This is a genomic window from Halopseudomonas sp. L-58 (assembly GCF_056859475.1).
The window spans coordinates 19480-32205 of sequence record NZ_JBSXON010000045.1; the positions used below are offsets into that span (position 1 = coordinate 19480).

At 62.2% G+C, this 12726-nt stretch carries 12 protein-coding genes; 6 read left to right on the top strand and 6 right to left on the bottom strand.

The genetic code is table 11. From position 1 onward, the window contains the following. Positions 1-20 precede the first annotated feature (20 nt). Positions 21-1415, bottom strand: a complete 1395-nt coding sequence (argH, locus tag AC13EY_RS05025) for an argininosuccinate lyase (RefSeq protein WP_269688177.1) — start codon at positions 1413-1415, stop codon at positions 21-23. A 94-nt stretch (positions 1416-1509) separates the two neighbouring features. On the opposite strand from argH, the gene AC13EY_RS05030 reads away from it, so the two are divergent. The 6 genes from AC13EY_RS05030 (at position 1510) to AC13EY_RS05055 (ending at position 7482) form a co-directional block, all read left to right on the top strand. Then, positions 1510-2613: a sensor histidine kinase gene (locus tag AC13EY_RS05030; protein ID WP_233048807.1), complete on the top strand. Its 1104-nt coding sequence runs from the start codon at positions 1510-1512 to the stop codon at positions 2611-2613. After that, positions 2594-3343 carry a LytR/AlgR family response regulator transcription factor gene (locus AC13EY_RS05035; RefSeq protein ID WP_088276212.1) on the top strand — a complete coding sequence of 250 codons (750 nt, stop codon included), beginning with the start codon at positions 2594-2596 and terminating at the stop codon, positions 3341-3343. The genes AC13EY_RS05030 and AC13EY_RS05035 overlap by 20 nt, the downstream gene beginning before the upstream one ends. A 78-nt stretch (positions 3344-3421) precedes the next feature. Then, on the top strand, positions 3422-4360 hold the full coding sequence (gene hemC, locus AC13EY_RS05040; RefSeq protein ID WP_285677306.1) for a hydroxymethylbilane synthase: 939 nt from the start codon (positions 3422-3424) through the stop codon (positions 4358-4360). Then, complete coding sequence (locus AC13EY_RS05045; RefSeq protein ID WP_228245727.1) at positions 4357-5112, top strand: uroporphyrinogen-III synthase; 756 nt, start codon at positions 4357-4359, stop codon at positions 5110-5112. The genes hemC and AC13EY_RS05045 overlap by 4 nt, the downstream gene beginning before the upstream one ends. Positions 5113-5120: 8 nt before the next feature. Next, on the top strand, positions 5121-6257 hold the full coding sequence (locus AC13EY_RS05050; protein ID WP_335600405.1) for a uroporphyrinogen-III C-methyltransferase: 1137 nt from the start codon (positions 5121-5123) through the stop codon (positions 6255-6257). Then, positions 6250-7482 (top strand): heme biosynthesis HemY N-terminal domain-containing protein, encoded by a 1233-nt coding sequence (locus AC13EY_RS05055; RefSeq protein ID WP_269688175.1) that lies wholly within the window; start codon positions 6250-6252, stop codon positions 7480-7482. The genes AC13EY_RS05050 and AC13EY_RS05055 overlap by 8 nt, the downstream gene beginning before the upstream one ends. Here the strand turns inward: AC13EY_RS05055 and AC13EY_RS05060 are convergent. From AC13EY_RS05060 to trxA, 5 genes are all read right to left on the bottom strand, one after another. Beyond that, positions 7449-8183 (bottom strand): substrate-binding periplasmic protein, encoded by a 735-nt coding sequence (locus AC13EY_RS05060; RefSeq protein WP_269688174.1) that lies wholly within the window; start codon positions 8181-8183, stop codon positions 7449-7451. The genes AC13EY_RS05055 and AC13EY_RS05060 overlap by 34 nt on opposite strands. 72 nt (positions 8184-8255) lie before the next feature. After that, the gene (locus AC13EY_RS05065; protein WP_233048811.1) at positions 8256-9233 is read right to left on the bottom strand and encodes a 2Fe-2S iron-sulfur cluster-binding protein; all 978 of its coding nucleotides are present in this window, start codon (positions 9231-9233) and stop codon (positions 8256-8258) included. Beyond that, the gene (gene ubiD / locus AC13EY_RS05070; protein ID WP_088276204.1) at positions 9233-10699 is read right to left on the bottom strand and encodes a 4-hydroxy-3-polyprenylbenzoate decarboxylase; all 1467 of its coding nucleotides are present in this window, start codon (positions 10697-10699) and stop codon (positions 9233-9235) included. Before ubiD ends, AC13EY_RS05065 begins: the two co-directional genes overlap by 1 nt. A gap of 173 nt (positions 10700-10872) precedes the next feature. Beyond that, positions 10873-12138, bottom strand: coding sequence for a transcription termination factor Rho (gene rho, locus AC13EY_RS05075; RefSeq protein ID WP_088276203.1), 1266 nt, complete (start codon positions 12136-12138; stop codon positions 10873-10875). A 213-nt stretch (positions 12139-12351) separates the two neighbouring features. Continuing rightward, positions 12352-12678 carry a thioredoxin TrxA gene (gene trxA, locus AC13EY_RS05080; RefSeq protein ID WP_088276202.1) on the bottom strand — a complete coding sequence of 109 codons (327 nt, stop codon included), beginning with the start codon at positions 12676-12678 and terminating at the stop codon, positions 12352-12354. Positions 12679-12726 lie beyond the last annotated feature (48 nt).

The window sequence follows — 12726 nt, forward strand, 5'->3', positions numbered from 1 at the left end:
TGCCGGTTATCAACGACAGATCAGCCGTTGAGCAGGGCGCGGCCGCGCTGGACGGCTGCCAGCACCTGAGCCGGTGCGGTGCCGCCGATATGGTCACGGGCGTTGACCGATCCTTCCAGTGTAAGCACGTCAAATACATCCCGTTCGATCTGGTCGCTGAAGCGGCGCAGTTCATCCAGCGACATTTCTGCCAGATCCTTCCCTGAGTCGACACCGTACTTGACTGCATGTCCGACGATTTCGTGACAGTCGCGGAACGGAATCCCCTTGCGTACCAGATAGTCGGCCAGATCGGTGGCGGTGGAGAAACCGCGCAGCGCTGCTTCGCGCATGATCTCGATACGCGGCTCGATGGCCGGGATCATGTCGGCAAAGGCGCGCAGGCTGTCGCGCAGGGTGTCTACCGCGTCGAACAGCGGTTCCTTGTCTTCCTGGTTGTCCTTGTTGTAGGCCAGCGGCTGGCTCTTCATCAGGGTCAGCAGGCCCATCAGGTGGCCGTAGACGCGGCCGGATTTGCCGCGTACCAGCTCCGGGACGTCCGGGTTCTTCTTCTGCGGCATGATCGACGAGCCGGTGCAGAAGCGGTCGGGCAGGGCGATAAAGTTGAACTGGGCGCTGGTCCACAGCACCAGCTCTTCGGAGAAGCGCGACAGGTGCATCATCGCCAGCGAGGCTGCGGCGCAGAATTCGATGGCGAAGTCGCGGTCGGAAACACCGTCCAGCGAGTTGCCGGAGATGGCTTCGAAACCGAGCAGCTCGCAGGTCACGCTGCGGTCGATCGGGTAGGTGGTGCCGGCCAGTGCGGCTGAACCGAGCGGCATGCGGTTGACCCGCTTGCGGCAGTCGATCAGGCGCTCGCGGTCACGCTGCAGCATTTCGAACCAGGCCAGCAGATGGTGGCCGAAGGTTACCGGCTGGGCAGTCTGCAGATGGGTGAAGCCGGGCATGATTACGGCATTGTGACGCTCGGCCTGATCCAGCAGGCCGGTCTGCAGGCGGATCAGCTCGGCGACGATGGCGTCGATCTCTTCGCGCAGCCAGAGGCGGATATCGGTGGCGACCTGGTCGTTACGTGAACGACCGGTGTGCAGCTTCTTGCCGGTGATGCCGATGCGGTCGGTCAGCCTGGCTTCGATGTTCATGTGCACATCTTCGAGGTCGACGCGCCAGTCGAACTGCCCGGCTTCGATTTCAGCGCGAATGGCATTCAGCCCGTCGATGATGGTGTCGCGCTCGGCATCGGTCAGTACGCCGACCTTGGCCAGCATGGTGGCGTGGGCGATCGAGCCCTGAATGTCGTGCTTGTACAGACGCTTGTCGAAATCCACCGAGGCGGTGAAACGGGCAACGAAGGCGTCGACCGGTTCGCTGAACCGGCCACCCCAGGATTGGTTGGTTGTCTTGTCTTGGGTCATGTCTCGGATGGGTCCGCTGCGTGTAGTATCAGAAAACGGGTAGCATACCACTTCACGCTTGCACGATGGCGGCGGGCTGGCAGACACTGATGACATGAAGAACGGATTCTGGACGTTGCTCAAACAACCCTACGACGGAGAGGACTTTTTTCTCCCCGACCTGTGCTCGTCCGTGGCCGTTTTTACCCTGATCGTGCTGGCGCAACTGGTAGTGCTGGTGTGGGTGCTGGCACAGCCGGTCGCCGGTGTCTTTGACTGGGTCCAGCTGGCCATGGCGTCGCTGTTCGTGCAGTGGATTGTGCTGCTGTCGGCCGCCGCGCTGTGCCGGTTGCGCGGATGGATGCAGCGTCGGCCGCTGGTGCTGGCGGTGGCGGTATGCTACGCGGTGGTGATTGCGCCGACCCTGCTGTTTACCGTGCTCGGCGACTGGGTTATCTACCGCGGCTTGCAGGGCGCCTTGCACTGGGATGCTCAGCAGTTGCTTCGCCATGGCCTGATTGCGTTGATCATGACCAGTTTGCTGCTGCGCTACTTTTACCTGCAGCAGCAATGGCAGCGTCAGCATCAGGCCGAATTGCGCTCGCGGCTGCAGGCTCTGCAGTCGCGCATTCGCCCTCACTTTCTGTTTAACAGCCTCAACAGTATTGCCAGCCTGATCGAGATTGATCCTGCCAAGGCCGAGCAGGCTGTGCTCGATCTGTCGGACCTGTTTCGCGCCAATCTGGCCAGCCCGGATACGTTGTCGAGCTGGGGCGAGGAGCGCCGCCTGTGCGAAGGTTATCTGCGCATCGAGCAGTACCGCCTGGGGCAGCGCATGCGCGTGCACTGGTCGGTCGTTGCGTTGCCGGATGAGGTGCCGATGCCACTGCTGACGCTGCAGCCCCTGCTGGAAAATGCCATTTTGCACGGACTGCAGCCCCGGCTCGACGGGGGCGATATCTATATCGAGGGTCGGCTGCACGAGGGGCAGGTGGAACTTGTGGTGCGCAATACCTGTCCTGAACAGACAGACACCCATCACGGCTCGCGCATGGCGATGAGCAATATCCGGGCTCGGCTGCAGGCGCTGTTCGGTGAGCAGGCGCAGCTGACAGGCTGGCGGGAAGGGGAATGCTTCTTCAGCAGGCTGGTCTATCCTGTTAAACAACGTCCAACAATGGCAGAGAAGTCATTACCGAATGAAAGTACTGATCGCTGATGATGAACCGCTGGCCCGCGAGCGGCTGGCGCGACTGGTCGGTTCACTGCCGGGCTACAAGGTCTTACCGGAGATGGCCAGCAACGGTCACGAGGCGCTGCAGTTGGTGCAGGAGCATCATCCGGACATTGTTCTGCTGGATATCCGCATGCCCGGACTGGATGGCCTGCAGACGGCGGCCAAGCTGTGTGAAAGCCCGGAGGCCCCGGCCGTCGTGTTTTGTACCGCACACGGCGAGTATGCGCTCGACGCCTTCGCGGTCAGCGCGGTTGGCTATCTGCTCAAACCGGTGCGCAGCGAAGCGCTGGAAGAGGCGCTGGCCAAGGCTCAGCGGCCCAACCGCATGCAGCTGGCCAGTCTCGGCAAGGCTACGGCATCTGGCGATGACATGCCGGCCCGCAGCCACATCAGCGCGCGGACCCGCAAGGGTATCGAGTTGATACCGATTGAGGACGTGCTGTATTTCATTGCCGATCACAAGTACGTCACCCTGCGGCATGTCAACGGCGAGGTGCTGCTTGACGAACCGCTCAAGGCGCTGGAGGAGGAGTTTGGCGATCGTTTTGTCCGCATCCATCGTAACGCCCTTGTGGCGCGGTCGCGTATCGAGTGCCTGCAACGTACCTCAATGGGTCACTTCGAGTTGTGTCTGAAGGACCTGGAAGGAGAGACGCTGACAGTCAGTCGTCGTCATGTTCCCGGTGTGCGCAGGCTCATGGATCGCCTGTGAGTGACCTGCGACACCCGCCCGCGTGGATGCCTGCCTGACCATGGCGTATGATGCGACCTGGTTTGAAGCGAGAGTCCCATGAGTCGACATCTGCGAATTGCCACCCGAAAGAGCGCCCTGGCCCTGTGGCAGGCCGAGTATGTTAAGGCGCGTCTCGAACAGCTTGACCCGGCGCTCAGCGTCAGTCTGGTTCCGATGGTCAGCCGTGGCGACCAGTTGCTGGACTCGCCGCTGGCCAAGATCGGCGGCAAGGGTCTGTTTGTCAAAGAGCTGGAAACCGCCATGCTGAACGACGAGGCGGATCTGGCCGTGCACTCCATGAAGGATGTGCCGATGCAGTTCCCTGAAGGCCTCGGGCTGTATGCCATCTGCGAGCGTGAAGACCCCCGCGACGCCTTTGTCTCCAACAACTTCGATCATCTCGACAGCCTGCCTGCCGGCAGCGTCGTCGGTACATCCAGTTTGCGCCGTCAGGCGCAGATCATGGCGCGTCGACCTGATCTGCAGATCCGTTTCCTGCGCGGCAATGTGAATACGCGCCTGGCCAAACTGGATGCCGGTGAATATGACGCGATCATTCTGGCTACGGCGGGTCTGGTGCGTCTTGGCTTTGGCGAGCGTATTCGCTATTCGATGCCGCCTGAGGAGAGCCTGCCAGCGGGTGGGCAGGGCGCGGTCGGCATCGAGTGCCGCAGTGACGATATCGAGCTTCAGGCGTTGCTGCTTCAGCTTAACGATGAGGACAGCGCGCTGCGCGTGCGTGCCGAGCGAGCGCTCAATACCCGCCTGAACGGTGGCTGCCAGGTGCCGATTGCCTGTTATGCCGAGCGCGAGAATGGCCAGCTATGGCTGCGCGGACTGGTTGGCGATCCGGATGGTCAGCGCCTGCTGCGGGCCGAGGCGCGTGGCGCGGAAAGCGATCCGGAGACACTCGGCATTTCGGTCGCCGAGGACCTGCTGGCGCAGGGTGCACAGGCCATTCTGGACGCCGTATACGAGGAGGCGCCTGCGCGGTGAGCGGGTGTTTGCTGCTGACCCGTCAGGCGGCGGACAATCAGCGATTGGCTGCACGTTTTGCAGCCGAAGGCGTCGAGACCTGCAGCGTGCCGTTGCTCGAGCTGCGGCCCTGCGAGGAAGGGCCGGTCGAGCGCCAGTACATGCTTGACCTGGATCGCTATCACGCGGTGGTTGTGGTCAGTCCGACCGCAGCCCGGTTGGGTCTGGAGCGGCTCGACCGCTACTGGCCTCAGCCACCGGTTGGTATCGACTGGCTGGCGGTTGGCGCAGGAACCGCGCAGGTGCTGCGCGATTACGGGCTTGCGGCGCAGTGCCCGGCGCAGGGGCAGGACAGCGAGGCATTGCTCGCCATGCCGTTGTGGCAGGCACACTTTGCCCGGCCGGATCTGCGTGTGCTGATCTGGCGCGGCGAGGACGGACGTGAGCATTTGGCCGACCGGATTCGCGCCGCCGGTGGTACGGTGCACTATCTGCCGCTTTACGCGCGCAGCGCGCCGGAGTCGCTGCCAGCCGAGCTGGCAGCTGTAGCTCCGCGGGTGGACCGGTTGATCGTGCTCAGCGTGCAGGCCTTGAGCAACTGGCGCGTGGCCGCCGGAGCGCACTGGGAGCAGCAGCGCCACTGGCGCTGCTGGGTGCCGAGTGAGCGGATTGCGGCGCAGGCCGCCGCCTGGGGTTGTACAGATGTAGTAACCTGTCGAGGTGCGGATGATGCCGCGCTGGTCGAGGCCGTGCTGACTGGCTCGTCGGGATGACAAAGGGGATGCGTGTGGAACCGAGCGAAGCGAATAACAAGACCGAACAGCCGCCGAGTGTGGCCAAGCCCGAAGTCGACAAGGCCGAGCCGGGCAAGCCGAACCCTGCAGCCAGCCGTAAACCGGCGCGCTCTGGTGGAGGCGGCCGCGGGGTGAGTTTGCTGGCGCTTTTGCTGGCTGCCGCTGCTCTGGGACTGTCCGGCTGGCAATGGCAGCAGGCCCGCCAGCAACAGCAGGCCCAGCTTGATTTGCTGGCGCAGCAGGCGAGTCAGCTCGCCAGCGCCAATGCCCGTCTTGATCAGCGCCTTGATGGCGTGCCACAGGGCAGCGACTGGGCGGCGGCACAGAGGTTGATCGCCGAAATGCAGCGTGGTCAGCAGGCGCTGGCTGACCGCTTGAAAGTCCTGCAGGGTGATGGCCGTGACGAATGGAAACTGGCCGAGGCACAGTATCTGCTGCGCCTGGCCTCGCTCCGGCTGCTGGCGGTGCAGGATGTCGCCGCCGCGCGCGAATTACTGGGAACTGTCGACGGCATTCTGAAGTCGATGCCTGACAGCGGCCTGTATGGCGTCCGCGAACAACTGGCCAGTTATCAGGCCGAGCTGGAAAGCTTGCCCGAACTGGATCGTGCCGGCGTGTTCCTGCGCCTGGGTGCCCTGCGTGATCAGGCCGAGACGCTGGCTGCATTACCGGTACCCGAATTTGATCCCGATGAGCTCAGCACCGAAGAGGAATACGCCGATCGCCTGCAGCGCCGTGATCGCTGGGATCGTGTGCTGATGCGTCTTGAGCGTTACGTGCGGGTCGATTTCCAGCGTGGCAAGGTCATCACTCCGCTGCTTGATGATGCGGAGCTGCAGCGGGTTCGTCGTACGCTGCAGCTGACCCTGGAACAGGCCCAGTGGGCCGCGCTCAGGGGAGAGGAAGAGGTCTATCAGGCCAGTCTTACGCAGGCGGAAAAATTGCTGGCCCAGTACTTCGAGCTGGAGAACCCAAGAGTGCAAGCCATGCAGGCCCAGTTGCAGGGGCTGCGTGAGCGTGCAGTCAGCCTGTCGCCGCCGGATCTGACACCGCTGCAGCAAAGTCTGGCCAACTACCTGCAGTCGCGCGGGGCGCCGCAGGCGGAGGAGCCTGCCGATGAGTAAAAGCTATGTGGCCATCCTGGCGGTCGTACTGGTCGCCGCATTGCTCGGCATGGCGATCGCCGAGGACCCGGGATACCTGCTGATTGCCTGGCGCAATGTGTCGATCGAGACCAGCATCTGGGTCGGTATCGGCTTTCTGTTGGCGTGCTGGCTGTTGCTCTGGCTTGCGCGCTCGCTCTGGCGTTTGCTGACGGCGTCTGGTCGCCGGATCAACCCGTGGTCGCGCCGCAACCTGCAGCAGCGCGCCAGTGCGCTGGCTACCCGCGGGCTGCTGGAATTTGCCGAAGGGCACTGGAAGCAGGCCGTGCGCCTGCTCAAGCGATCTGCCCCACACTCCGAACTGCCGTTGATCAACTATCTTGCTGCTGCCCGGGCTGCCAACGAACTGGAAGACTATGCCGAGTCCGACGCGCTGCTGCGTGAAGCCTATGAGGTTACCCCCGAGGCCGATGTCGCCATTGCGGTGACCCAGGCGCAGCTGCAGATGGTCCGTGGCCAGTTCGAGCAGGCGCTGGCGACGCTCACTCGCCTGCGCAAGGATCACCCCAAGCACCTCTACGCGCTCAAGTTGATGAGCCAGGTCTATTTGCGACTTGAGGACTGGGCGCGTCTGCTGGAACTGCTGCCGGAGTTGCGCAGGCAGAATGCGTTGCGCGAGGACGAACTGCAGGCGCTGGAGCGCCGGGTGCATGCCGCGTTGCTGGCGCAGGCTGGCCAGCGTCTGGCAGCCGCCGATAGCGACCCTGCCAGTCTGGTCATTGCTGCCTGGGAGCGGATGCCGACCCGGCTGCGTGAGGATCCCGAGCTTATCGAAGCCTATGCCTTGCAGTTGCGCGGGCATAGTCGTGAGGAAATGGCCGAGCAGGTGCTGCGAGCTGCCTTGTTGCAGCAGTTCGACGAGCGCCTTGCGAACCTCTATGGGCTGGTCAGGGGCAAGGACTGCGCGCGTCAGCTGGCCAATGCCGAGCAATGGCTACTCAAGCACCCGCATAACGCAACGCTGCTGCTGGCGGCGGGACGGCTGGCCCAGCGGAACAGTCTGTGGGGTAAGGCCCGTGATTATCTGGAAGCGAGCTTCGCCAGCCGCCGGGATATCCAGACCTGCGCCGAGCTGGCTCGCCTGCTTGATCGCATGGGGGATAGCGCAGGAGCTCAGCGGACCATTCGGGACGGCTTCGAAATGCTGGAAGATCACCTGCCGACGTTACCGTTGCCTGACGCCTGAGGCTGTGCGACCTGTTGCAGGCCCCGGTTGAGCTGCAAGCGGGCCTGCTCTCCCGCCTCACCCGGGGTGAAGCAAACGTGCATGGTCGGCTCGGCCAGCAGTTGAGGTGCAAACGCCAGCTTGTCTGCACTCTGGCGCAGCTGAGGGTCATGGGCCATCCAGTAGTGCATGACCTGCTCATCGATGACTGCTGCATCCAGTCTGCCGTACACCAGCTTCAGGAGATTCAGTTCGTCGCTGGCGGCTTCCTTGACCTTGAGCGTGCCTTCGGCCACCAGAGCATCGAACTCGGGCGCGTTGCGATAGCCGCGTACCACGCCGATTCGGTACTGCGCCAAGTCCTCCAGCTTGTCCCAGCGCACAGATATATCACTGCGAACTGCCAGGCCGACGCGGCTGGTGCCAATGCTGTCGGAGTAGAGACACAGGTTGTCATTGGCGAAGTAGCGGGGGAAATAGCCCACGATCTCCGGCTCGGTTGTTGCCGATCGGATGGCTCTGCTCCAGGGCTGGAAGTGGATCAGCAGGGGTTCATTCTGTGTCGCCAGTGCCTGATGCAACAGGTGCGACAGGGTTCCCTGCTCCGGCAGCTCCGCGCCGCTGTAGGGTGGCCACTCCAGGCTGCTCAGCTCCATCGCTCCGGCGGGGGTGCAGAGCAATGGCAGACTCAGCAGCGATGCTCTCAGCTTGGCAGTTCGCATGGGACCTCCCTGATCTCAGCGGTGTCTGATGGCGTTCAGTCTAGGCCGCCGGACAACCGCTGTCATGTGCCGTCAGGGCTGACGTGGAGCGTAGGCGAAGGCATCGGCGAGCATGTGATCTTCCGGCATGCCGGAAGCCACCAGCGCGTCCAGTGTCCCGTAGACCATGGCAGGGGAGCCGCTGACAATAAAGCGGTAGTCGGCCAGATCGGCGATATCCTCACAAACTGCCTGGTGCAGCATTCCCTGACGCTCCGGCCAGTCCGGCTGGTCGCTGATGACTCTGTGCAGGTACAGGTTAGGTGCCTGCTGCCAGCGTTGCCAGTGTGGAGCCTCATACAGGTCATCACTGTGGCGCACGCCCCAGTAGAGATGGATCGCGTGGGCAAATCCCTGCTGCAGACATTGTTCAACGATGCTCTGCATCTGGGCCAGTCCGGTGCCGGCGGCAATCAGTACCAGTGGCTGATCCGGCAGCTCCGACAGGCATGCCTCGCCGAAGGGCGCCTGGATGCGTGCCACCTTGTGTTGCTGCAGATAGTCGATGACTGCCTGGGTGACCGGGTCGCGGGTAAGGATATGCAGCTCTAGCATGCGCTCTTCGCTGGGCGCGGAGGCAATGGAAAAGGCTGCAGGTTCTGCGCCGTCGCGCTCCAGCAGCAGATACTGACCTGGGTGATAACGCAGGGGTTTGCCAGCCGGCGTGCGCAAGCGCACCCGCCAGACGTCGCCGCCAATCGGGCTGCATTCAACCACCTGGCAGGCCAGTTTGCGCACGGGTAGTTGGCCGGGCGCCAGGATCCCTTCCCAATGCAGCGCACAGTCTTCCAGCGGCTCGGCCACGCAGGTGAATATCTCTTCGCCCGGGCCGGCCTCACGGCTGTCCGGCAGTTTCACGCGGCCATGCAGCAATACCGCTTCGCAGACATGGCAGTTGCCGTTGCGGCAACTATTGGGCGCATCAAATCCCTCGCGGCGCGCTGCATCCAGAATGGTTTCGCCTGGTGCGGTCTCCAGGTCCAGGCCGCCCGGCTCCAGTGTGATTCTCATCAATCAATACCCAGCTCTGCCCAGAGTGCGTCCACGCGCTGACGTACCTGCGCGTCCTGTTCAATCGCCACGCCCCACTCGCGGGTAGTTTCCCCCGGCCACTTGTTGGTGGCATCCATCCCCATTTTGCTGCCGAGACCGGAGACCGGTGAGGCGAAATCGAGGTAGTCGATCGGTGTATTGTCGATCATCACGGTATCGCGTTTGGGGTCCATGCGGGTGGTGATGGCCCAGATAATGTCGTTCCAGTCGCGGATGTTGATGTCATCGTCCACCACGATTACATACTTGGTGTACATGAACTGACGCAGGAAGCTCCAGACGCCGAGCATCACGCGCTTGGCATGGCCCGGATACTGTTTCTTCATCGACACCACCGCCATGCGGTAGGAGCAGCCTTCCGGCGGCAGGTAGAAGTCGGTTATCTCGGGAAACTGCTTCTGCAGCAGTGGCACAAAAACCTCATTCAGCGCCACGCCCAGCACCGCCGGCTCATCCGGCGGCCGGCCAGTGTAGGTGCTGTGGTAGATCGGCTTCTCGCGCTGGGTAATGCGTTCAACGGTAAACACCGGGAAGCGATCCACTTCGTTGTAGTACCCGGTGTGGTCGCCAAACGGACCTTCGTCAGCCATTTCGCCCGGATGGATGACCCCTTCCAGCACGATCTCGGCGCTCGAGGGAACCTGCAGGTTTGAGCCGCGACACTTGATCAGCTCGGTGCGCTGGCCGCGCAGCAGGCCTGCAAAGGCGTATTCGGACAGACTGTCTGGCACCGGGGTCACGGCACCGAGAATGGTGGCCGGGTCGGCGCCCAGCACCACGGCAACCGGGAACGGCTCGCCCGGGTGGGCCTTTTGCCACTCATGGAAGTCCAGTGCGCCACCACGATGGCTCAGCCAGCGCATGATGACCTTGTTGCGGCCAATCACCTGCTGGCGATAGATGCCCAGGTTCTGCCGTTCCTTGTGCGGGCCACGGGTGACCACCAGCCCCCATGTGATCAGCGGGCCGGCGTCGCCGGGCCAGCAGGTCTGCACCGGAATGCGCCCGAGGTCGACGTCGTCGCCCTCGAATACCTGCGCCTGACAGGGGGCATCCTTGACGACCTTGGGCGCCATGTTGATGACCTTCTTGAAGATCGGCAGCTTGGACCAGGCGTCTTTCAGACCTTTTGGCGGATCGGGTTCCTTCAAAAAGGCCAGCAGCTTGCCGATTTCTCGCAGCTCGCTGATGCTTTCGGCGCCCATGCCCATGGCGACGCGTTCGGGCGTACCGAACAGGTTGCCGAGTACCGGCATGTCGAAACCGGTGGGATTTTCAAACAACAGGGCAGGGCCACCCTTGCGCAGGGTGCGGTCGCAGACTTCGGTCATCTCCAGCACGGGAGAGATGGGAGTCTGGATGCGCTTGAGTTCGCCGCGCTGTTCCAGGCCCTTGATGAAATCGCGTAGATCGGAATATTGCATTTGAGCTTCAAGCCTCAAGCTTCAAGCTGCAAGCAGTGCGTGGTATGCCGCAGCCTGTGGTGTTTGGTCAGAAGCACAGTGGGTTGACAGTCAGGCCGCCTAGGCGGCCTGACCTGCTGAAAGCGACCAGCTACAGCGGACTGCTTGCAGCTTGTGGCTTTCAGCTTGTCGCTTTAATTCTTGCTGCGCTTCATCGACAGGAAGAACTCGTCGTTGGTCTTGGTATCTTTCAGACGGTCCAGCAGGAACTCGATCGCCGCGATCTCGTCCATCGAATGCAGAATCTTGCGCAGAATCCACATGCGCTGCAGTTCGTCTTCGCTGGTCAGCAGCTCTTCGCGACGGGTGCCGGAACGATTGATGTTGATGGCCGGGAAGGTGCGCTTCTCGGCAATCTTGCGATCCAGGTGGATCTCCATGTTGCCGGTGCCCTTGAACTCCTCGTAGATCACCTCGTCCATCTTCGAGCCGGTGTCGACCAGCGCGGTGGCGATGATGGTCAGGCTGCCGCCTTCTTCGATGTTGCGCGCGGCGCCAAAGAAGCGCTTGGGCTTCTCCAGGGCGTGGGCGTCAACACCACCGGTCAGCACCTTGCCGGAGCTCGGGATCACGGTGTTGTAGGCGCGGGCCAGACGGGTGATGGAGTCGAGCAGAATGATCACGTCTTTCTTGTGTTCAACCAGGCGCTTGGCCTTCTCGATCACCATTTCGGCAACCTGAACGTGACGGGCCGGCGGCTCGTCGAAGGTGGAGGCAACCACTTCGCCGCGCACGGTGCGCTGCATTTCGGTTACTTCTTCCGGGCGCTCGTCGATCAGCAGAACGATCAGGTGGCACTCGGGGTTGTTGCGGGCGATGTTCGAAGCGATGTTCTGCAGCATCAGCGTCTTACCGGCCTTCGGCGGTGCAACCAGCAGGCCACGCTGACCTTTGCCGATCGGGGCGCAGAGATCGATGATGCGGGCCATCAGGTCTTCGGTGGAACCGTTGCCGGCCTCCATGACCAGGCGCTCATCGGGGAACAGCGGGGTAAGGTTTTCGAACAGGATCTTGTTCTTGGTGTTTTCCGGCTTGTCGAAGTTGATCGAATCAACCTTCAGCAGGGCAAAGTAGCGCTCGCCGTCTTTTGGCGGGCGAATCTTGCCGGAAATGGTATCACCGGTACGCAGGTTGAAACGGCGGATCTGGCTGGGCGAGACGTAGATGTCGTCCGGGCCGGCCAGGTAGGACGAGTCAGCCGAGCGAAGGAAGCCGAAGCCGTCCTGCAGAATCTCCAGAACGCCGTCACCGAGAATGTCTTCACCGCCCTTGGCGTGCTTTTTCAGGATGCCGAAAATCACATCCTGTTTTCGCGATCGGCCCATGTTCTCGAGGCCCATCTGGTTGGCGATTTCCAACAGTTCGGTAATAGGTTTTTGTTTGAGGTCGGTCAGGTTCATAGGTTCGGAGAGTGATGTAAGGGTTTCGGCAGGAAAGGTTCTTTTCGGCCGCCATGGAACATGGGGCGATCAGCTTGGCTGCGGTGTGTTTTGAGAAGCCGCTGCGCAGGGTGCGTCAGGGCGTTGGAAGCCAAATCTAGCACCGCCGGCCGGTGACGTCCAGCATTGCGGGTGCAAAAAAAGCCCCGGCGGGATTCGCCAGGGCTTGATACATCAGATGTTGCTGTCGAGGAAGGCTGCCAGCTGCGACTTGGACAGGGCGCCGACCTTGGTGGCCTCAACGTTGCCGTCCTTGAACAGCATCAGCGTCGGAATGCCGCGCACGCCGTACTTTGGTGCGGTTTCTGCGTTTTCGTCGATATTCAGTTTGCAGATCTTCAACTTGCCGCTGTAGTCCTTGGCAATTTCGTCCAGTACCGGGGCGATCATTTTGCAGGGACCACACCACTCTGCCCAGTAATCAACCAGAACAGGGGTATCGGACTTGAGCACTTCGTCTTCGAAGCTGCTGTCAGTGACGTGCACAATCAGATCGCTCATGTGTTTCTCCAGAGGGATAAAAAGGCGGAATTGCCGAATCATAGCACC